Genomic DNA, 21,537 nt, shown 5'->3' with positions numbered 1-21,537 from the left:
GGACACCAGAGGGTAAGGCAAGAGATCTTCTATCGTTAGCATGGAACCGCTTGCGAGCGGATGGTTGTAGGGGAAGATGCAGACAAGGTTACCCTGGCCGATTGGCTCAGACAGTAAGTTGGGGTGTTGTGAAGGCAGGATGACGGCACCGAGATCTGCACGATGATCGAGCAGCATTTGGGTAAGTGGTACGACCGTGAGTGGCTGAAACGTCACCTTGACCTCTGGGTGCGTCTGGTGAAACTGGGCGATGGCCATGGGGATGAGCATGTGCCCAATGCTGGGGCTCGACACCAGATGCAGGATGCCGCTGCGTTTCTCAGAGAGTTCACTGGCTAACTCTTCAACGCGGCGCACGCCGTCGTAGACGGCTTCGACCTCTTTGAAGAGTTGACGGGCCTCGGGTGTAGGGTACAGGCGTCCCTTAATACGCTCGAATAAGGCAAAACCGAGTCTCTGCTCTGTGTGGGACAACAAGCGACTGATCGCTGGCTGGGACACAAAAAGTAGTTTGGCAGCGCCACTAATTGAGCCGGAGGTCATCACCGCCCGAAAGACTTCGATTTGTCGCAGGTTCAATTGCATCGTGCTGAGCCCCTAAGAAAGGCACCACGAGGTGGTGTGGGATGAATCCAGATCTGTGGTGCAACCATAACACCATGTTAAGGATCACGCATAAATTGACAATGCAAAACATGTTTAGTCACTGCTATTCTTGTCTAAAAGGGGATTTAGCCATGGTCAAAACGATATTTGTCATCAACCCAAACTCAACCCAAGCCGTGACAGACGCTTTTGATGAAGCGTTGAATGCGTTACGACTGCCTGGTGGACCAAAGATTGAGTGCTTGACCTTAGCTGAAGGCCCACCTGGGATTCAGTCACAGATGGACGTGGAACAGGTCACTCTGCCTTTAGTGAATCTAGTCAAGGGGCTTGACGCAAAACACGGTGCAGGTGCCGGCGCTTATGTCTTAGCCTGTTTTAGTGATCCTGGGTTGCATGCGGTACGCGAGGCAACGACGAAACCCGTGTTGGGAATCAGTGAGTGTGGTGCGCTCACTGCGCTGACCAGAGGCCACCGAGTCGGTGTGATTGCGATTTTGCGCCAGTCAATCCCAAGGCATGGTCGGATGTTTGGTGCGATGGGTTTGACTGAACGGGTCGTGGCAGAGGTTCCGCTAGGCATGAATGTGGTGGACTTGGTGGATGCGGAGCGCACCCGTGCGGGTTTGCTTCGGGCCGGAAAAGCTTTGCGTGATGAGCATCTGATTGATGTTGTAGTCTTGGGTTGCGCAGGGATGGCAGCACACCGAGCATGGTTAGAAGAGCAACTGGGTGTTCCAGTGGTTGAGCCCACACAGGCAGCGACCGCCATGGCGATTGGTCGAACATTGTTAGGCTGGTAGGGCGCTCACTGTGCAAGATCCCATGAAGCAAAAAGAATTAACGTCACGGCTCTTGCACATTGTCGGCGAGGAGGGGGTAGTACTGAATCCCGCTGATCAAGAACCCTACGTGAATGACTGGTTAGGCAAAGCCCACGGCCGAACTGTCGCGGTGGTACGTCCTCGCAACACCACAGAGGTGGCGGCGGTGATGCGGCTCTGTCATCAGACGCATACGCCTGTTGTTCCTCAAGGGGGCAATACAGGAATGAGTGGTGGTGCAACACCCGATATGAGCGGCGCTCAAGTCGTGTTGTCGTTGAATCGGATGAAGCGCATTCACGATGTAGATCCGATTAACAATACCCTGACAGCCGACGCTGGCGTGATCTTGGCCGACATTCAGCAGGCGGCCCGTCACGTTGATCGCTACTTTCCTTTGAGTCTGGGGGCCGAGGGTAGCTGCACGATTGGTGGAAACCTGGCAACGAACGCGGGTGGTACGGGGGTCTTACGCTATGGCAACACACGCGATTTAACGCTAGGTCTTGAAGTGGTGTTGCCGGATGGCCGTGTATGGAATGGTTTGCGAGCCTTGCGGAAAGACAACACTGGTTACGACTTGAAGGATTTGTTTATTGGCTCTGAGGGTTCTCTGGGAATCATTACAGGCGTTGTCTTGAAGCTATTTGCTGCACCTGCGGGACGTGTGACGGCGTGGGTGGGCGCGCAAAATCTAACCAATATTGTGGCGCTGCTGAATCGTTTGCAAGCAGACTGTGGTCCGCGACTAAGTGCCTTTGAAATGATGTCAGCGCCCAGCTTGGCCCTCGTGACACAGCAACTGCCGGGGCATGCTTCGCCACTCGATAAAACATACCCCTACTATGCACTGATTGAATTGGCTGATACCAATATGTCAGGGGTGCAAGATATGTTGCAGGCTGGATTAGCTGTAGCAATCGAAGACGCACTTATCGATGACTGTGTCGTCGCGATGAGTGAGGCGCAAAGTATCTCGATGTGGAAGTTGCGCGAAGGGATATCGATGGCACAAGTGAAAGCAGGTAAGGCCGTTAAGCATGACATCGCTCTCCCGATTTCAAGCCTTGCTCGCTTTGCTGCTGAAGCGGATCAAGCTGTACAAGACGATTTCCCTGGTCTGCCTATCATCAACTTTGGCCATATCGGTGATGGCAATCTTCATTACAACGTTCTACTGCCTTTGGATGTTGCCTACGAAGACTATGCAAAAAAGACCGCTGATTTAAACAAACGTATCCATGATTTGGTCACTCAGTTCAATGGCAGTATCAGTGCTGAGCACGGCGTTGGAACGTTGCGTCGCGATGAGCTGCGACGCTATAAGTCATCTGTAGAAATGGATCTCATGATTGCGATTAAGCGCACACTTGATCCAAATCAGTTGATGAATCCAGGCAAGCTTCTGTGACCTAGGCGACTACTGTTTGCCAAATTGCAGCATCAGCAGCTCACAGCCCTCTGGCCCGCTTTGCACGGACAGGGGGGCATCAGTCGGATGAACAAACATCACCGACCATTTTGCGAGTTGTTGTCCCGCGTGGGTCAGGTTGCCATTAACAATTAAAAAATATTGGCCACCTGTTTGTGCTGGATCGTCGCAGACAATAGACATATTTTTGCCAGCCCGAAACAGCTTTGCGTCTACGCCATCGGTATATTCTGTAGTCTTCTCATTAATGCGCTCGGACGTGACGGTCTCTCGATTAGCGAGCACCGCCTCCGTGCTAATTGCCGCATGTGCAGAGAAGTGTCTTTTCTTGGATGGCTGCAGTTTTTCTTTGTACCCTGGTTGGTGTAGATACACGGGTCCAGAGTCGGTGTTGGCTCTAAGCGTAAAGTAGGAGTAGCCTTGTGGGCCCGCATCAATTGGACCATATCCGGTAAAGCGGTCGGCGTAATGGATAGTGAGTGGAAGCAACACATCCGAGCGGCCTACTTTTCCTGCTCCTGACACGAAGACTTGGAATTGATCGACAACATGAAAGTGGGGCAAGATAGTGTCATTAATTGGCATCTCAATTAAAAACGCTTGAGGATCCTGTGTGACTTTTCCGCCTCCCACGGTGCCAAAATAATCCGTCCGCCAGCGTGGTGCGCCGTTGGCAGGTGACTTTGAAATTTTTCTGTTCGGTAAGGCTTGTTGGCTAGGCATTGTTAGCATGTTGTCTCTCCTCGTTCTATTCAGGTTGTATGTTGCGTTCTTGGACGACTTTTTTCCACAAGGCAATTTCAGTTTTAATGCGTTGCGCAAAGTCCGCCGCCGTCAAAGTGGTCGCCAGTGCTGCCTCTTGGGCAAAAAGCTTTTGCATATCTGGCTCTGCGGTGACCTGTCGAATCTCTTTATTTAGGCGCTCAATAATCGTTTTCGATGTCGCCGCGGGTGCAAAAACGCCCCACCAGATTTCGCTGCTGTAGCCAGGCACGATGTCAGCCATTGGTGCGAGTTCTGGATTAAAAGGACTGCGGCCGAGCGAAGTCACTCCCAAAGCCTTCACTTTACCCGCGCGCAACTGGCTTCCTGAGGATGCAACCGTGGTAATCAAGAAATCTACTCGCCCGCCGATCATATCGATGAGTGCGAGGCTTAATCCTTTGTACGGCAAGTGCAGGGCGGTGGTGCCCGCCATTGAATGGAGTAGTTCGGTACTGACATGATTGACTGAGCCAATACCCGAAGAGCCATAGGTCATTTTGTTTTTTGGATCCCGCATCGCTTGCACCAACGTTGCTGTGTCGGTGTAGGGCCCATCTGTGCGAACCAGTAAGATCAGCCCACTGCTTGCGACCATAGCGATTGGCGCAAGATCTTTTTCAGGATCGTATGGCAATTTGCGTTGCACGGCCGCCGTGGTAGTCAGCGCATTCGAGGTGAAGAGTAAGGTTGCGCCATCCGGTGCGGCTTTGGCAACAAAATCTGCGCCAATGACTCCACCGGCGCCGGGCCTATTTTCAACGATGACCGTGAGCTCGAGTTTTGTACTGAGCTTTTGCGCTAGCGCTCGCGCAAACAAGTCATTACTTGCCCCAGGTGCGAAAGGCACCACCATCTTGATGACTTTGGGTAGCTCTTGCGTGTAGGCGTGTGTGCAGCAGGCAAAGCTAAAAATCCATGCAAGTGGATAGCAAATAAATTTTTTAAAAATTTTCATGACTTTGTCTCAAAGTATTATTCTGTGTAGTTCTGTAGCCAATGCTTTGCGATTTGATCGCGCCGTGCAAACCAGACTTGTCCTTTTTCTTTCATATGTTCGATCATATGTAAAAGGGCCCACATTCTTGCCGGTCTGGCCAGCATCCTGAGATGTAGTCCAACGGACATCATCTTTGGATGGGTCTCTCCTTCTTCCCAAAGCCAATCAAACGCGTCGTTGACATAGCCTGAAAAGTCCTTCGCTCGAACAAAGCGATGAGTGTGTTGAAACTGCATATCATTTGTATCGAAGGCGTATGGCAAGATGATATGGGGCTTGCTATTGTGCTGCACCAATCGGGGAAGGTCATCGCTATAGTCATCACTGTCATAGAGAAAGCCCCCTTCCTCGATCAAGAGCTTTCTTGTGTGGATCGTTGTCGCAGATCGTGTGTGCCATCCTACTGGACGGACTCCCGTAGCAAGCTTAATCGCATCTATCGTTTTCTGAATGGAGGCCCGTTCCTCCTCAACGCTCATGCGAGCATGGCTTTCCCAACGCCACCCGTGTGCCGACACCTCGTGGCCGCGTTTAATCGCATCTTGTGCGAGTTCAGGGTATCGCTCAACGGCCCGACCGCAGGAGCTGACCGTACACGCCACGCCGTGACGTTCAAGCAGATCCATAATTCGCCACCAACCTACGCGCGTTCCATAGTCAAAGTGGCTTTGTATACAGGGATCAGGAATACCTTCTAATTTATCGATGACCTCATAGACCGCTTCATTGCGGTTGTCACCATCGGCAATGCTGTACTCCGAACCTTCTTCAAAATTCAGTACGAAAGACACCGCCACGCGAGCGTTGTTCGGCCAACTTACCTTGGGTGGCGTTGGGCCATAGCCAACAAGATCGCGTGGCGGAAAAATCATTCTGCTTTCATTCCTGTTTTCTCTACCAAGGTGGCAAAGCGTTTGATCTCATTTGTTAAAAACTTTGATAGCGACTCCGGGGTGCCAGAGCCAGCTTGTGCGCCACGTGTCTCATAAGTTTTTAACAATTCTGGGTCTTTCATGGCTTCGGCGATGTCGGCGTTGACTTTGTTAATCAGATTGTTGGGAACGCCTGACGGTGCGAGCAACAAGAACCAGGCTGAAAAGTCATAACCAGGTACGCCGGACTCAGCAATGGTTGGAAGCTGTGGCACTAAGGGCGAGCGGTTTGGTGTGCTGACTGCAAGCGCTTTTAACTTCCCACTTTTCACGTGTGGAAGTGCGGTAGCGATAGGATCGATCATGATGTTTACTCGACCTGAGATCATATCGGTAATAGCGGGTGCAGAGCCTTTGTAAGGAATGTGCACAAGTTCCACACTCTCGGCATTTGCGAGCATGGCCGCCGCAACGTGACTGGTCGTGGCATTCCCAGACGATGCGTAGGTAAGTTTGCCTGGTTGGGCTTTTGCGAGCGCAATTAATTCTTTGACGTTTGAAACGGGAAGGTCGTTATTGACCACCAGCATGCTGGGCAGATCTGCCAACATCGCTACGGTTTTAAAGTCTTGCTCAGTCTTGTAAGGCAGATTGTTGTAGAGGCTTGGGTTGACGGCGTGCCCTACGGTGACTACCAAAAAGGTGTACCCGTCTGCCGGAGCAGTCGCAACAAATTGTGTTGCGATCCGACCCCCAGCGCCCGGTTTGTTTTCAACTAGTACTGTTTGTTTCCATTTGTCCGTTAACTTTTGCGCCACAAGACGGGCGAATACGTCCGCAGCTCCGCCTGGCGGGAATGGGACAATGAACTTAACCGAGCGATCAGGATAGTCTTTTGCGGAGGTTGGCTGCGCCTGTGCACTGCCAAATGCGGTCGCGCCAATTAGCCCGACGATACAGAGTATTTTGCTAAACAGTTTCATTTGGTGCTCTCTCTAGTTGTTGGAACGATCCAATAAATACAAGCAAGATACATGCCAAGTTTGCTAATTTAGTTTAGCCAATATTGCACGCCTTCTGCGCCCCAAAGTTCTCTTGATGCCTTCTCGGCACTTCGTACGATTTGATCCATGTCCACACGTGTTGGCATTCCGTCACGTACAACGAACTCTCCGGCTACCACGACGTGCGTGACATCGCGACCTTGCCCGGTGTGCACCAAGTTTCCAACAGGATTGACATGCGGTGTGAGATGGGGGCGATTTGCATTAAAAACCACAAAATCAGCGGCTTTGCCGACAGTTAGCGACCCGAGGGTCTCTTGCATCCCGAGCGCTTTCGCCCCGCCCATCGTTGCCATATGAAAAACATGTTGCGGTTGCCAGGATTCATCGACGCCGCCTTCCTGTACCCGTGCAGTGATGAGTGCCCAGCGCATTAACTCAACCATGTCGGCATGTTGAGTGTCAGTGGCCAAGCAAATATTGATCCCTGCCGCCTTTAGCTTCGGTGTAGGTGCCAAACGACCAGAGGTTGCATTTGGTTTTGGAATATGAACGACATGTGCTCCAGACTTAGCCATTCTTTCGATATCTGTATCGGTCACATAGATGCAATGACCGCACATCAGTCTTTCATTGAGTAGTCCTGTTTCTTCTAACACCTCCGTCGAAGTAGAGCCCGTCCGTTCTTTTACACGCTGCACCTCGACTTTGCTTTGTCCTAGATGTGTGCTCACAACGAGATTGTGCTTGGCCGATAGTTCAGCCACTTCTTTCAAAAAACTTTCTGAACAAGTGTCGACAGCGTGTGCTGCGAGATTTACTGTGACAAGCGGATTTCCCTTCCAATTATCATAAAGCGCCATGCCGGCACTTAAGGTTCGGGCTCCTATTGCCGGATCGTGATGCCATTCGCCGTGTGCAACTTTTGCAAAATCTACATCATGAATGCGCCAACTCGGGCACAGACGCATGCCGAGTTCGGACATCGCTTGTGCGGCGGTGTCGGCGTGTACAAAATTATCGCCGAGTACGGTGGATCCAAAAAGCAATGCCTCAAGTGCTCCAAGCTGCGCCAGAGCACGGGCTTGTTCGGAGTTAACCTGTGTTCCTTTGGGTATGCCAGGTGTGTAGGAGGGCGCAAAACCGAGGTCAGAGGCAACACCGCGCACCATCGATAGAATCGAGTGTGCATGAGGATTTACAAATCCCGGTGTAACGAAGTGGCCGGAAAGGCTGAGGGTTGTTGTAGCTTTATAGCTGGCAGGCGCTTTGCGACTGAGATAAGTAATTTTTCCGTCTGTTACCCCTAGATAACCATCTCGGATCAACGGCTCTTTTGGGTCAGCTGTGATGAAGATCGCATCTTTAATCAGGAGATCAAACACTTGAGGATTTGCATTCATTGATTCAACCTTGTGATTTAAACAGCGAGCGGCGCGGTGTATTAGCTATCAAAACTGCATTGATAGATTTTTTGTAATGAGCCGCCCATCAGCGCTTCGCGCTCGCCCACGGACAACCTGTCTGTGAGCTTAAAGGAATCGACGCCTTGCTTATAAGTTAACACCTGAACCGCACGGGTCCAGTCGGTGCCCCACATGCAACGCTCAAAGCCGTAGGCGTCAAAAATACGTGCGAGTGGGTCCCAGATATCAGGATAGGGGTACGTCTTTTGCGAAAGCGTGCACGCGCCTGTAATTTTGATTGCGATGTTGGGATGCTCAGCGAGCGATAAGACTTTCGCAAGCTCTCCAAAAGGGTTCTCAAGCAGGGGTGGCTCGTAGGGCTGCTGGAGTCCAACGTGGTCCACCACGATGCGGGTGTCTGGGTTGCGAGCTGCAAGTTGCTTGACTTGGTCAAGCCTGCCCCAGCAAAGTAAGTTCACTGGAATATTGTGACGCGCTGCGCCTGCCAGCACACGATTGATGCCTGGGTCGGTCGCATCTTCGGAGACGCCTCGGTTCAACATAATTCGAATGGCGACTGTACCAGGCGTCTTAACCCAGTCATCGATCGTTTCATTGACGCCGGGGTCAGTTGGATCAACTGGCTTAATCAAACGAAACCGTGTTGGATGCGCGCGATAGACTTGTTCTGCATAGCTAGAGTCGAAACGGTACATTGTGAACACGGAGACGAGAATTGCTGCGTCGACGCCCACGGCGTCCATCGCTGCGATCATGTCCTCGCCTGTGACGGCAGCGGGGCCGTGTAACACCGCCGCCCAAGGGCGGCCTGGGTGGTCGCGTTCATAGGCATGTACTTGAGCGTCAATTATTTTTGTCATGTTTAGTCTCCTGCTGCGTTGAAGTCTATCACTGCGCTGCCCTGCGCAGGCAGTTCAAAACATAAAAGATGTTTAGGGGTCGCACCAAAAGAGTTGGCGCTGCATTTCTTTGATAACTAGTAAAAGACTGTCTTGTTCGTTACCCTAGCGCATTAAGATGATTGTCTAGCGTAACGTTCTGGAGAAAGCATGAAGATATCGCTTAAGTGTTTGGTGACAAGCGTTGTTTTGCTAGGAAGCGTAATTGGCGCATCAGCGTCGGCTCAGGCGTGGCCGACAAAAGCGATCCGGATTGTGATTCCGTTCGCGCCGGGTGGCGGAACTGATATTTTGGTCCGAATCATGGTGCCGAAGTTAACCGAGATCCTCGGTCAACCAGTGGTGATTGATAACAAGCCAGGCGGTTCGAGCATCATTGGCACGCAGCAGGTTGCCCAAGCCGCGCCAGACGGCTATACGCTGTTGGCTGTGGACTCGTCGATTGTTGTGAACCCCGGGTTGCGTAAACTGCCGTATGACACCGAGAAAGACTTTACACCTGTCGTCCATTTGGCTTCGGGGCCAGTGATCCTTGTGGCGCATCCATCCTTGCCTGCGAATAACTTGCAAGAGCTCATTAAATTGGCAAAGGATAAGCCAGGTAGTTTGTTTTATGGTTCTGGTGGCAATGGCGCTTCAACCCATTTGGCCGGCGAATTGTTTAACTTGGTAGCAGGTGTAAACATTGCCCACGCGCCATACAAAGGAACGGGCGAAGCACTTTCGGCCGTTATGGCAGGGACCGTACCTTTGACCTTTACCGGCATTAGTTCGGCACGTGCTCCAATCGAAGCGGGACGCCTCAAGGCGCTGGCCATCACGGGTAATGAGCGTAATCCAGCAATGCCAGATGTCCCTACCTTTGCTCAGGCTGGCTTAAAAGGGGTCGACAGTAGTTCGCAATGGACCGTGCTAGGTCCAGTCGGTATGCCAGCCGATGTGACCAAAAAATTGAACGCCGCGTTTAATCAAGCAATGAAAGATCCAGCTATACAGAAAAGAGTCGCGGATCTTGGCTACACCGTAGCAGGAGGTAGTGCGGACCAAGCGGGCAAGCTGATCGCTGATGAGATTGCCAAGTGGAAGAAGATTATCACTGCCGCAAAAATTAATATTAACTAATGCATTGGGAGATCATGCAATGCGCATGAAGACGAAAGACGGTCTTGAACTTGAGTATTACATCGACGATTTCGCTCGACCCTGGACGAAGCCTGAAACGATCGTCTTGCTGCATGCGGCGATGGGGAGTTCAATACGTTGGTTCAGCTGGATGCCACGGTTGAGTGCCGAATATCGGGTTGTGCGCCTAGACCTGCGCGGTCATGGTGCGTCTGCGGCCCCGGCCGTAACGGATGATTTCTCTTTGAATCACCTGGTGTCGGATGTAGCTGAATTAATGCAGCGGATCGGATGCCCGAAGGCGCACATTGTGGGTAATTCAGCTGGCGGTTATGTTGCCCAGCAGTTGGCTTTGCAGCATCCTAGCTTGGTCAAGACGCTTTCATTGTTTGGTGCGACGCCGGGTTTAAAAAATAGCCATGCCACAACATGGATTCCTAAAATTAAGGAAATCGGTCTTAAGAAGTTTCTGGCAGATACGATCTATGAGCGTTTCGATGAAACAGCGGATCCGCAACTCGTTGCTTGGTTTATTGAGCAAGCTGGCTCTAATGACCCCGCGTTTATTGCGCGCTTTGTCTTACACATGTGCACCCATGACTTCATGGAGGAACTCGCTGCGATTAAATGTCCGACGCTGATCGTGGCGGCTGGGCGGGAGTCGATCGGTCATGCCAACGCGTACGAAGAAATGCAGAAGCGCATTAAAGGTTCTGAGTTAGTTCGAGTCGATACGGCTGCGCATAATATTTGTGATGGCTACCCTGACTTGTGTGTTGATCATTTGATGAAGTTTTTGGCAAAACACCCCTGAGTTGTTTTCTAAAAAAATAGTTATTCGTGAAATAAGGAAATGGTAATGATTCGAGCAGCAATTATAGGTATGGGTACTTGGGGTCAAAATCTCGTGCGCAGCGTACAAGGTAAGAGCCAGGAGATTACGTTTGTTGCGGGCGCAACGCGCACGCGTGCAAAAGCAGAAGACTTTGCAAAGCAACAGGGCATCACTTTGGTTGACACCTTCGAGCAGATCCTGGCAGATGCTTCAATTGATGCAGTTGTTTTGGCTACCCCGCATTCAATGCACACAGCACAAATTGAACAAGCGGCGCGTGCGGGTAAGCATGTGTTTTGTGAAAAACCATTGGCGCTTGACAGTGCGAGCGCGTTGGCTGCAGCTAGCGCGGCGCAAGTAAATAATATCGTTCTTGGTGTTGGGTATAACTGGAGGTTTCAGCCAGCCTTGCAAGAGGTACGTCGGATGATCGAGGATGGACGACTGGGTAGGGTCCTTCACATTGAAGGCAACTTCTGCGGCCCAAGCGCTTACAGATTCCCCAAAGGGCACTGGCGCCACGCTGGAGATGAGTCACCTGCTGGTGGAATGACAGGACGTGGCGTGCATGTGATTGATGCCATGATGTATTTGGCTGGCCCGATCACTGAAGTCACTGCGAAGAGTTTCCGGCTTGCCCAGGATTTCGGTTCGGACGATACGACATCGATGCTCTTGGGCTTCAAGAGTGGAGCGACCGCCTATCTCGGTACGGTCATCGCAACCGCTGAGACCTGGAGAATGCAGATATTTGGATCGAATGGCTGGGTGCAAGTTGGTGACGTCGAGCATTTGCATACGTGGGATCTTACGACTTGCATGATTGACAAGACGAACGTGACCAATAAGCAAAAGCCTGTCACGCATAAATATGATGCGGTCAGTACAGAGCGACTTGAGCTTGAGGATTTCGCTAGAGCAATATCCCAGAAGAAAGCTTTAGTGACGCCTCAGGGTGATGCAGTGCGTAATGCCAGGGTACTGGAGGCAATCATTCAGTCTTCCGCCGAGCGTCGTACCGTGACGGTCGATTAGTAACGGATCCAACACAAAAATTGAGGTCACTATGCAAGTAAAAGCAATTACTCGAACAATATTTGGCGCCTTATTGGCATGCACTGCGCTTGGTACCGCCGCACAAACAGCCGGCGCGGTGAAGGCTGACCCAAACTTTCCGTCCAAGCCGATCCGTGTCGTGGTCCCTTCGCCTCCAGGTGGTCCGCCAGACTTGATCATGCGCATCATCAGCCCCAAGATGTCGAGCGTGCTGGGGCAGTCAATTATTGTTGAAAATAAGCCTGGGGCGGGCGGCTTGGTTGGTACGGCTTATTTAGCTAAGGTTCCAGCGGATGGCTATTCGTGGCTTTTTACAACCGCGTCACATGTGAATATTCCACCGTTTCATAAAAACGTTGCGTATGACCCTGTGAAAGATTTCACGCATGTGTCACTCGTTGCCCAAAATTATGGGCAAGCGTTGGTGATTCCCACCAGTTTGCCCGCGAATAACGTTTCAGAGCTCGTCGCCTTAGCCAAAAAGAGCCCGGGTAAGTTGAGTTATGCCAGTGCTGGCTTAGGCACTGCGAGCCACATACCAGCAGAGGTGTTCAAGGCCAAGACGCAGACAGACATCCTGATGGTGCCCTATAAGGGTGTTGCCGAGGTCATGAGCGACTTGCTCAGTGGGCGTGTGGACATGTTCTTTGTCGGAACCCAGATTGCAATCAAACACGTAGAGGCTGGCAAGCTGCGCGCATTGGCTCTAACCGGTAACACTCGCTGGAAGGGGTTGCCTAACGTACCGACTATGCAAGAGGCAGGCATTCCAAACTTTGACGTGGTGAATTGGTTCGGGTTGTGGTTGCCTGCTGGGGCACCTAAGCCTATTGTGGATAAGATTTATGATGCGGTCCAGCAAGCGATCAAAGATCCTGACGTGATCAAACAGTTTGAGGCACAGGGCCTGTACGGGGTGGGTATGCCCCCGGCAGACTTTGCTAAGTTTGTTGCTCAAGAAGCACAAGCGGCAACTGCAATTGCCAAGAGTCTTCCTCAAGAGGTGTCTAAATGATCGAGCAACCACTGGAGCCCTGGCAGTGGCCAGAGAGCCAATGGCGCGAAGTTGTGAACCGTGTGCGTGCTGGGCGCAGTTTGAAGCCCGCAACTTGGCCTGGTGGTGCACGCTGCGCGGTTGCACTTTCATTTGATTCAGATCATGAAACCAATGAGCTTCGTGAGGGCGGGGACTCGCCAGGTAAGTTGTCGCAAGGTCAATATGGAAATCGGCAGGGTGTGCCGCGTATTGTTGAGATCCTCAAACGTCATAATGTGCCGGCAAGCTTTTATGTACCAGCAGTGACTGCGATGTTGTATCCCGACGAGCAAAGAAATCTCGCTGCGCAGGGACATGAGATCGGGATTCATGGCTGGATTCACGAGCGGAACTCGGTTCTGCCTATTGATGCTGAACGTGATCTGATGCAGCGCAGCTTTGACGTGCTCAAGAAAATCACCGGTGTTGATCCTGTGGGGATGCGCACGCCTTCTTGGGACTTCAGTCCCAATACCCTGCGCTTGGCGAAAGAACTTGGTTTGATTTACGACAGTTCCTTGATGGCCGACGTGGATTGCTACGAGTTGTTGATGGATGAGCAGCCAACCGGTGTCGTAGAGTTGCCGGTAGAGTGGATTCGTGACGACGCGGTTTACTTCAATATGAACCGTTTTGCGGCACTTAGGCCCTACACACCGCCGACAGATGTCTTTGATATTTTTAAGCGAGAGTTCGATGCGGCTTATGCCGAGGGCGGCTTGTTTCAGCTGACGATGCACCCGCATGTCATTGGCTATCGATCGCGCGTGTGGATTTTGGATGCCTTGATACGCCATATTCAACAGCATTCAGATGTCTGGTTCGCTACCCATGCGGACATCGTGCGTTATGTGAAAGCGAACGGTTGACCAGGTGTTGGTACACTCCCTGCAATCCATGTAGGGAGTTTTTCCTTTGAATTCGCCAGCGGTCCGCGTGCTGTCTGTCATACCACCGATGACGCAGCTCAACACACCTTATCCTTCGACAGCCTATCTGACGGGGTTTCTAAGGTCGCGTGGCGTAGCTGCAGTGCAGGAGGATCTCGCACTGCAGTTGGTGTTAAAGATTTTTTCGCAAAATGGGCTAGGGCAGGTAGCGGCCCGAATGACAGCGATTAAAAAATCAGATCGCTCGCGTCCCGCCTCCTCATATTTTGTGAGCGAACTGCCACGATACTTATCTACGATCGACCGTGTGATTACCTTCCTGCAGGGACGGGATGCAACGTTAGCCCATCGCATCGTGAGCCGACAGTATCTGCCCGAGGGGCCGCGTTTTGCAAGCTTAGATGCCTATGTGGACGAGGAGGGTGGTGATCCTCTTGGGTGGGCGTTTGGTGCGCTTGGTATGCAGGATCGTGCTAAACATTTGGCAACGCTGTATCTCAACGACCTCTCTGACGTGGTTCGAGAGTCGATTGATAGCCGATTTGAATTCGTTCGGTATGGCGAAGCGCTTGCAGCTAGTCAGCCTACTTTTGATGCCCTATCACAGGCGTTATCTGCACCAAGAAACTATGTCGATGAAACATTACATGCACTGACATCGGCAGCAATTGAGCGACATAATCCAACAATTGTGCTGCTGTCGGTGCCGTTCCCTGGCACGGTGTATGCGGCGTTCCGCATCGCTCAGGCGATTAAGTCTGTATACCCCGATATCATCACTGTGTTGGGTGGTGGGTTCGTCAATACGGAGTTACGGGAACTCTCAGACCCTAGAGTGTTTGATTACTTTGATTTCGTGACCTTGGATTCGGGGGAACGACCGCTGCTTAATTTGTTAGAACATCTGGCTGGTAAGCGTTCGAGCCAGCGTCTCGTGCGCACCTATTTGCGCGATGAGGATAGCGGGGCTGTTCGCTATATCAATATGGTTGAACCCGAGGTCCCTTTTGAAGAAGTTGGAACGCCCACCTGGGACGGCTTGCCGTTAGGGAATTATCTGTCCCTACTCGATATGCTAAACCCAATGCATCGTCTATGGAGCGATGGTCGCTGGAATAAGTTGACTGTTGCGCATGGTTGTTACTGGAAGAAATGTAGTTTCTGTGACGTGAGCCTCGACTACATCAGTCGATATGAAACAGCATCTGCAAGCCTGTTGGTAGATCGTGTCGAGTCGATTGTGCGGGAGACCGGTCAGACGGGCTTTCATTTCGTCGACGAAGCAGCCCCTCCTAAAGCCTTGAAATCCCTGGCCACTGAACTGATCGCGCGAGATATCGGTATTTCTTGGTGGGGGAACATCCGTTTTGAAAAGACCTTTACACCTGAGTTGAGTGAACTCATGGCTCGCAGTGGTTGTATCGCTGTGTCGGGTGGGCTTGAAGTGGCTTCCGACCGTTTGCTGAAGCTGATGCAAAAAGGTGTGTCGGTCGATCAGGTTGCACGCGTAACGCGGGCGCTCAGTGATGCAGGGATTTTGGTACATGCCTATCTTATGTACGGCTTCCCAACGCAGACCGTGCAAGATACCGTTGATGCGCTGGAGTTGGTACGACAACTATTTATGCATGGCTGCATTCAAAGTGGCTTTTTCCATCGGTTTACGGCAACCGTGCATTCACCGGTTGGCAAAAACCCAGCGGAATATGGTGTAACACTCAAGCCGCTCCCGCCAGTGAGTTTTGCGAAGAACGATGTTGGCTTTATTGATCCGACGGGTGTGGACCACGCGGCACTAGGCGTTGGCTTAAAAAAGGCAATTTACAACTACATGCACGGCATTGCACTCGAAGAAGATGTGCGTAGTTGGTTTTCTTTTAAAGTTCCAAAAACAACGGTCGCGTTCGATCGTATCGAACGCGCCTTGCAACAAACGTATACAAATTAGGATCAGGAGTCTGGAATGTCCAATACAAAGCACAAAACCGATTTCGAAAGCCCCTCAGTGCGTCAACTGCGGGAGGATTTAGCCTTGGCGTTGCGCGCGGCAGCCTTTCATGGCTTATCGGAAGGCGTGTGCAATCACTTTAGCGTTGAGATTCCGGATCAGAGTGGCCGTTTCCTGCTGAATCCTCGTGGCCTGTTGTGGAGTGAAGTGCAAGCTGACGATATCGTGATGGTTGATACGCAGGGGGCAGCGCTCGCTGGTCGTCATCCCGTAGAACCTACGGCCATGTTTATTCATGCCGCTGTGCATCAGATTGCGGGTAAGGCCTGTGTTCTGCATACACATATGCCGTACGCCACCGCACTCACTTTAACTGAGCGAAGAGTGCTAGACACCACATTATCTCAAAATGCGATGCGTTTTCATGGTCGTATTGCAGTCGACAAGAACTATAACGGTCTTGCCTTGGATGCGCAGGAAGGCGAGCGTATCGCCAATGCCATGCAAGGTGCGGATGTTGTGTTTTTAGGCAATCATGGTGTCGTGGTCTGCGCTGAACGCATGGACTACGCCTACGATGATTTATATTTTCTTGAACGCGCCTGCATGATGCAGGTGCTAGCGATGTCTACGGGTCTGCCGCTAGCACCCGTTGCCCCGCGACTGGCTGCCCATGTTGGGGCGCAGACTATTGGCGAGCGCCTGCAATCTGAGTTGTTTTTTAAGGCGCTCGGTCGCACGCTTTAGTGCAACGTTAAACCATCCCTCCGTTTGGTTGGATGATTTGGCCGTGCACCCATGAAGCTTTGTCAGAAGCGACAAAGCTGACGACCTCGGCGACCTCTTCGCAGGTGCCGATGCGGTTAAAAGGACTGAGTGCAGCGGAGCGTGCTTTCGCTTCTTCAGTCTTTCCTGCATGAAAGAGATCTGTGTCGATGGATCCAGGCGCTACAGCATTGACGCGCACCTGACGAGGTGCGAGCTCTTTCGCCATCGATCGAATGATTGCCTCGACTCCAGCTTTAGATGCGGTGTACGCTGCTGCACCAGGCACTGCATGACGTACCATCGATGTAGTGATGGCGATGATTGATCCGCCATCTTTCACGTGATTAGCAGCTTCATATAAGACATTAAATGCGCCAAATAAATTAACACTGATTATTTTTTTAAAATTCTCGTGGCTATACTGTCCCATGGGTGCATAAGGCAGGTTGATACCTGCATTCATGACGATCAGATCGGGACGGCTAGCAAAGTCCTGTTGGACTTGTGTAAATAATTTGGACACAAATTCGGGTTGTTGAATATCTAGTGCATAGGATTTGATTTCATTACTGATTTCTAACTTGGCTGCTTGCTGAGGCTGCGAAACATAAGTGAATGCAATACGAAAGCCATCGCGGTGTAGGGTTTGCACGCAAGCTGCGCCGATTCCACGCGAGCCACCAATAATGATTGCTAAAGGTTTAGTCACAGTAAACGCCTTTGAAAGATCTAGATAATGTGGCGAGTTTAGATCGCAATGTAGGATGAGTGCATACCCTAGTGATTACCCGATGTTTTAATGCACCGCATTATGTTCTTTGTTTACAGGGTGGAGCATATTCGTTACAGTCAACGCGTTACATAAAATGTTATTTAGCAGCGCCTTCAAAATAAGGAAATCACATGTCTTATAAGTTTATAAAACTCACTGCGATTGCGATCGCAACGGTAGCCTCGACTTTGAGCGCAAGTTCGGTCCTCGCACAAGAGAAACTGCGGATTGCCTTGGATACGAACCCTGTCCATGTACGTAACAAAGGCGTTGAGATTTTTGTTGAAGAGCTTAAAAAGAGAACTGGAAATCGTTTTGCGATCGAGGTATATCCAAGCGGCCAGTTATTCCGTGATCGCGATGTGCCAAGAGCGTTGCGTCAGGATGCGGTTGAAATGGCGGTTCCCGGTACTTGGCAGCTTGACAGTGCCGAACCGAACGCTGCGCTACAGAGCTTGCCGATGTTTTACGGTGTGAAGGGCGATGTGGTCTACAAGGTGATGGACGGTAAGCTCGGCGATTTCTTAAACAAAAAGTTTGAAGAGCGTATGCGTGTCAAGATCCTTGGCAAGTGGATGGACTTGGGTATGCAACACACCTACACCATCAACAAGGAGATTAAAGACTATCCCGATATGAAAGGTATGAAGCTTCGCTATGCAGGTGGCACCGCGAATGCGCAGCGTATCAACACTCTTGGAGGAACAGCATTACTTGTGCCGTGGCCAGATGTGCCTTTGGCTATGAGCCAAGGCGTGATGGATGGGTTGGTCACAACGTATGAAAGTAGTTTCTCTTCCAAATTGATGGATTCTGGCATGAAGTTTGCCTTTGAGGATTACAACCAATTCAATCAGTATGTGCCTATGATGCGCGCCAACTTTTTTAACAAGCAGCCTAAAGAAGTGCAACAGGCCATACTTGAGGCTTGGGATATTGCAGCCACTGCAGAGCGTAAGAACGCTACCGAGGCGCAGCTAAAAGCAAAGGAAGTTCTGGTTAAAGCGGGCTTGAAGGTGGTTGTGCCTACAGAGGAACAACTATTAGCGGCGCGTCGCTTGCTGATGAAAATACAGCCTGAATTAGTCAAGAACATCAAGATGGATCAAGATGTTGTGGCTGAAGCACTCAAAAATCTAAAAGAAGCGGGCGTGAAGTTCTAATTATGCATAGCAACAGCCCTCCCGCCTCACCTGAAACTTCGGGTAACAAGATCTATGAGACTTTGCGTCAAAAGGCGCAGGCCGACCTTGATGCAGAGTCTCATGACGTAGTTGAATCACACCTCCTCGAGTCTTGGGTGGTCGGCGGGCTTGCTACGCTTGCTTTGCTGTTTTGTTCATACAACGTTGTGATGCGTCTTGTTGCTCCTGCCTTGACACTAGATTTTGTTGAGGAGGTGCAGGTCTATATGGTGATTTGGGCTGTGTTTCTGTCATTAGGTACGCTCACGATGATGGATCGCCATGTCAAGTCTGATTTCTTTGTGAATATGTTTTCACCAAAGATGCAGGCAGCCGTGGCCTTACTCGCGGATGTGCTAGGTCTAATCTTCTCTGTCGGATTAGTCTACTTCGGTGGGGTTGTGTCCTATCAAGCTTGGGATTTTGGTGATGTGTCGACCACTGTCCTGCGCGTCCCATTGTGGATTTACTTCTCGGCTTTACCAGTGGGTGCCTTGCTGATGGCAATCGCGTACCTTGTGCGCCTCAAGCGTAAATTGTTCGGCGTAGGAGTCAATCATGCTTAGTTTGATGGCTCCTATTTTTTTGGTCCTATTGTTGCTTGGGATTCCAATCTTTTTAACGATGGGGCTGACGGCAGGTCTAGTTTTTGGTCTCGAGAGTAGTTTGGTGCCACTCGCCCAAAAGATTATCGATGAACTAAATTCACCGACACTGTTAGCTGTTCCATATTTTGTGATTGCGGCAACCTTTATGGAGCGAGGTGGCGTCGCAAAGGCCTTGATCAATGCTGCTGTAGCTTGGATTGGCCGCATGCATGGCGGCTTGGGGTTGGTGTCTGTGCTGACCTGCGCAATTTTTGCTGCGATGTGTGGTTCATCTGTTGCAACCGCGATTGCTATGGGAACGATCATGATCCCTGCGATGTTGCGGGCTGGGTATGCTCCCCACTTTGCAGGAGGGATTCTTGTTTCAGCAGGCACACTCGGGATTTTGATCCCGCCATCCTTGGCGTTCGTTGTGTACGGAGTCTTAGCCGATGCTTCGATTCCACGTTTGTTCTTGGGCGGTGTCATCCCTGGTTTAATCAGCGCTGGGATGATGGGTGTATACGTGTATTACTTCAGTCGTAAAAACGGCTATGTAGATCGAGTGGCTGTTCCGCTTAGTGAAAAGATTCAGAAGACGGTTTACGCCATTCCTGCTTTGTTGGTGCCAGTCATCGTGTTGGGGGGGCTGTACGGAGGCTTTGTCACGCTAACCGAAACGGCAGCGTTATCGGCTGTGGTCGCGATTATCTTGGCGCTCTTTGTCTACCGTGAAGTCAAAATCAATGACTTCCTCAAGATGATGACGCACTCGATCCGCAATGCGGCAGGGATCATGATCATCATCGCCACGGCTCTAGCGTTTGGTCATCTCATTACCGAGACAGGCATTGCGCAGAAGACACTTGAGTTGATGCAGCGTTTAGACATCAAACCCTGGCAGTTTTTGCTGGCGATTAATATTCTGTTGATATTTTTGGGCATGTTCCTGGAGGTATTCTCAATCTTACTTATTGTGGTGCCGATTGTGATTCCTCTGCTCGAGCCCTTGGGGATTGATCCGATTCACTTTGGCGTGATGTTGGTGATCAACATGGAATTGGCCTTGATGTCTCCTCCAGTGGGACTGAATTTGTTTGTGATTAGTAATATTTCAAAGATTCCTCTGGCTCAGGTGTTGCGTGGCACGATGCCATTCTTTATCTTGATGATCGGTCTACTGCTGGTCATTACTTATATCCCGATTGTGTCTACTTGGCTGCCAGACTATATGATGGGCGTGGCAAAATAGTCGTTTAATGGACGCGAATAGAGCAGAGTGTAGACAATGATGTCAATCGAACTGGACTGTGGTTTGTCTGATGATCTCGTAGCGTTACGTGACGCGGTTCGAGAGTTTGCACGCAAAGAGATTGCGCCGCGTGCTGCCGAGATTGATCGCTCCGATCAGTTTCCCATGGACCTTTGGCAAAAGATGGGTGCGATGGGACTGCTGGGCGTGACAGCGAGTGCCGAGTATGGAGGCGCAGAGATGGGCTATCTGGCCCATATGATCGTGATGGAAGAGATCTCGCGCGCCAGTGCCTCAGTCGGACTATCTTACGGTGCGCATTCCAACCTCTGTGTTAATCAGATCTCGCGCAATGGCACCGCAGAGCAACGTGCGCGACTGCTGCCGTCTTTAATCTCTGGCGAACATGTGGGTGCGCTAGCAATGAGTGAAGTTGGCGCAGGCTCTGACGTCGTCAATATGTCTTTACGTGCGACAGCGGTGCAGGGCGGCTATCACCTCAATGGCCACAAAATGTGGATCACCAACGGGCCAGACGCGCAGACGTTAGTGGTGTATGCGAAAACCGATCCTGACAAACGTGCGAGAGGGATCACTGCCTTTCTAGTCGATAAGGATATGCCTGGGTTTTCTATCGCGCAGAAGCTCGATAAGCTTGGTATGCGTGGGTCCCACACGGGTGAACTGGTTTTCCAAGATGTGTTTGTCCCCGAACAGAATATTCTCGGTGCGCTCGACGGTGGCGTGCAGGTATTAATGAGTGGTCTAGATTACGAGCGTGCGGTGCTGGCCGCTGGACCACTTGGCATCATGGGTGCCTGTTTGGATGTCGTCTTGCCCTATGTACATGAGCGTAAACAGTTCGGGCAGTCCATCGGTGAGTTTCAGTTGATTCAAGGCAAGCTGGCAGATATGTATTCGACTTATTCGGCCTGCCGTGCTTATTGTTATGCGGTAGGAAGGACACTTGATCGCCTCGATGCTCAGGGTGGCGGACATCAGCGTTCTGTGCGCAAAGACGCAGCGGGTGTTATTTTGTATTGCGCTGAAAAAGCGACATGGATGGCGGGCGAGTCTGTTCAGCTACTGGGTGGCAACGGCTACACAAACGAATATCCAGTCGGCCGGCTTTGGCGTGATGCAAAGCTCTATGAGATCGGTGCAGGGACAAGCGAAATCAGGCGTATGCTGATCGGTCGCGAGCTGTTTGCAGAAACGATGTAGCGCTGCGCTGATTGCTTAGCGCCATTTGTTGCCGTGT

The 21,537-nt window shown here is 51.1% G+C and carries 21 protein-coding genes; 13 read left to right on the top strand and 8 right to left on the bottom strand.

Annotated elements, in window-relative coordinates:
* The coding region (locus KZZ10_RS01990) for a LysR family transcriptional regulator (RefSeq protein WP_259659807.1) at positions 1-585 on the bottom strand (585 nt) is incomplete at its 3' end.
* Positions 586-737: 152 nt separating this feature from the next.
* Between KZZ10_RS01990 and KZZ10_RS01985 the strand changes: the two genes are divergently transcribed.
* Positions 738-1,409 carry an aspartate/glutamate racemase family protein gene (locus KZZ10_RS01985; protein WP_259659806.1) on the top strand — a complete coding sequence of 224 codons (672 nt, stop codon included), beginning with the start codon at positions 738-740 and terminating at the stop codon, positions 1,407-1,409.
* Between the two features lie 22 nt (positions 1,410-1,431).
* A complete protein-coding gene (locus KZZ10_RS01980) occupies positions 1,432-2,841 on the top strand; it encodes an FAD-binding oxidoreductase (RefSeq protein ID WP_259659805.1) in 1,410 nt (469 codons plus the stop codon).
* Positions 2,842-2,850: 9 nt separating this feature from the next.
* Here KZZ10_RS01980 and KZZ10_RS01975 read toward each other — a convergent pair whose 3' ends face one another.
* From KZZ10_RS01975 to KZZ10_RS01950, 6 genes are all read right to left on the bottom strand, one after another.
* The gene (locus KZZ10_RS01975; RefSeq protein WP_259659804.1) at positions 2,851-3,594 is read right to left on the bottom strand and encodes a hypothetical protein; all 744 of its coding nucleotides are present in this window, start codon (positions 3,592-3,594) and stop codon (positions 2,851-2,853) included.
* Between the two features lie 16 nt (positions 3,595-3,610).
* Entirely contained in the window at positions 3,611-4,582 is a 972-nt protein-coding gene (locus KZZ10_RS01970; RefSeq protein ID WP_259659803.1) for a tripartite tricarboxylate transporter substrate binding protein, read from the bottom strand.
* A gap of 17 nt (positions 4,583-4,599) precedes the next feature.
* Positions 4,600-5,496, bottom strand: a complete 897-nt coding sequence (locus KZZ10_RS01965) for a polysaccharide deacetylase family protein (protein ID WP_259659802.1) — start codon at positions 5,494-5,496, stop codon at positions 4,600-4,602.
* Positions 5,493-6,479 (bottom strand): tripartite tricarboxylate transporter substrate binding protein, encoded by a 987-nt coding sequence (locus KZZ10_RS01960; RefSeq protein WP_259659801.1) that lies wholly within the window; start codon positions 6,477-6,479, stop codon positions 5,493-5,495. The genes KZZ10_RS01965 and KZZ10_RS01960 overlap by 4 nt, the downstream gene beginning before the upstream one ends.
* Positions 6,480-6,547: 68 nt before the next feature.
* Entirely contained in the window at positions 6,548-7,903 is a 1,356-nt protein-coding gene (locus tag KZZ10_RS01955) for an amidohydrolase family protein (RefSeq protein WP_259659800.1), read from the bottom strand.
* Positions 7,904-7,944: 41 nt separating this feature from the next.
* The gene (locus KZZ10_RS01950; RefSeq protein WP_259659799.1) at positions 7,945-8,787 is read right to left on the bottom strand and encodes an amidohydrolase family protein; all 843 of its coding nucleotides are present in this window, start codon (positions 8,785-8,787) and stop codon (positions 7,945-7,947) included.
* Between the two features lie 189 nt (positions 8,788-8,976).
* Here KZZ10_RS01950 and KZZ10_RS01945 point away from each other — a divergent pair, with 189 nt between their 5' ends.
* The 7 genes from KZZ10_RS01945 (at position 8,977) to KZZ10_RS01915 (ending at position 16,460) form a co-directional block, all read left to right on the top strand.
* Positions 8,977-9,948 (top strand): Bug family tripartite tricarboxylate transporter substrate binding protein, encoded by a 972-nt coding sequence (locus tag KZZ10_RS01945; RefSeq protein WP_259659798.1) that lies wholly within the window; start codon positions 8,977-8,979, stop codon positions 9,946-9,948.
* 25 nt (positions 9,949-9,973) lie between these two features.
* The gene (locus tag KZZ10_RS01940; RefSeq protein WP_259659797.1) at positions 9,974-10,762 is read left to right on the top strand and encodes an alpha/beta fold hydrolase; all 789 of its coding nucleotides are present in this window, start codon (positions 9,974-9,976) and stop codon (positions 10,760-10,762) included.
* 45 nt (positions 10,763-10,807) lie between these two features.
* A complete protein-coding gene (locus KZZ10_RS01935) occupies positions 10,808-11,818 on the top strand; it encodes a Gfo/Idh/MocA family protein (protein WP_259659796.1) in 1,011 nt (336 codons plus the stop codon).
* A gap of 31 nt (positions 11,819-11,849) precedes the next feature.
* Positions 11,850-12,854: a Bug family tripartite tricarboxylate transporter substrate binding protein gene (locus tag KZZ10_RS01930; RefSeq protein ID WP_259659795.1), complete on the top strand. Its 1,005-nt coding sequence runs from the start codon at positions 11,850-11,852 to the stop codon at positions 12,852-12,854.
* On the top strand, positions 12,851-13,744 hold the full coding sequence (locus KZZ10_RS01925) for a polysaccharide deacetylase family protein (protein ID WP_259659794.1): 894 nt from the start codon (positions 12,851-12,853) through the stop codon (positions 13,742-13,744). The genes KZZ10_RS01930 and KZZ10_RS01925 overlap by 4 nt, the downstream gene beginning before the upstream one ends.
* An 88-nt stretch (positions 13,745-13,832) precedes the next feature.
* A complete protein-coding gene (locus KZZ10_RS01920) occupies positions 13,833-15,713 on the top strand; it encodes a B12-binding domain-containing radical SAM protein (RefSeq protein ID WP_259659830.1) in 1,881 nt (626 codons plus the stop codon).
* A 15-nt stretch (positions 15,714-15,728) separates the two neighbouring features.
* Positions 15,729-16,460, top strand: coding sequence for an aldolase (locus tag KZZ10_RS01915; protein WP_259659793.1), 732 nt, complete (start codon positions 15,729-15,731; stop codon positions 16,458-16,460).
* A gap of 7 nt (positions 16,461-16,467) precedes the next feature.
* Here the strand turns inward: KZZ10_RS01915 and KZZ10_RS01910 are convergent, their stop codons facing one another.
* Positions 16,468-17,190 carry an SDR family oxidoreductase gene (locus KZZ10_RS01910; protein ID WP_259659792.1) on the bottom strand — a complete coding sequence of 241 codons (723 nt, stop codon included), beginning with the start codon at positions 17,188-17,190 and terminating at the stop codon, positions 16,468-16,470.
* Between the two features lie 194 nt (positions 17,191-17,384).
* On the opposite strand from KZZ10_RS01910, the gene dctP reads away from it, so the two are divergent.
* Genes dctP through KZZ10_RS01890 form a run of 4 tightly spaced genes read left to right on the top strand, consistent with a single transcriptional unit; the run spans position 17,385 to position 21,500 of the window.
* Positions 17,385-18,416, top strand: a complete 1,032-nt coding sequence (gene dctP / locus KZZ10_RS01905) for a TRAP transporter substrate-binding protein DctP (RefSeq protein ID WP_259659791.1) — start codon at positions 17,385-17,387, stop codon at positions 18,414-18,416.
* Positions 18,417-18,418: 2 nt separating this feature from the next.
* On the top strand, positions 18,419-19,003 hold the full coding sequence (locus KZZ10_RS01900) for a TRAP transporter small permease (RefSeq protein ID WP_259659790.1): 585 nt from the start codon (positions 18,419-18,421) through the stop codon (positions 19,001-19,003).
* Positions 18,996-20,276: a TRAP transporter large permease gene (locus tag KZZ10_RS01895; RefSeq protein ID WP_259659789.1), complete on the top strand. Its 1,281-nt coding sequence runs from the start codon at positions 18,996-18,998 to the stop codon at positions 20,274-20,276. The genes KZZ10_RS01900 and KZZ10_RS01895 overlap by 8 nt, the downstream gene beginning before the upstream one ends.
* 36 nt (positions 20,277-20,312) lie before the next feature.
* Entirely contained in the window at positions 20,313-21,500 is a 1,188-nt protein-coding gene (locus tag KZZ10_RS01890) for an isovaleryl-CoA dehydrogenase (RefSeq protein WP_259659788.1), read from the top strand.
* Positions 21,501-21,537 lie beyond the last annotated feature (37 nt).

The organism is Zwartia hollandica (genome assembly GCF_019923725.1).
Classification (GTDB): Bacteria; Pseudomonadota; Gammaproteobacteria; order Burkholderiales; family Burkholderiaceae_B; genus Zwartia; species Zwartia hollandica.
The sequence above is the reverse complement of the archived record's forward strand: the minus strand, read 5'-3'. Positions and strand labels throughout refer to the sequence as shown.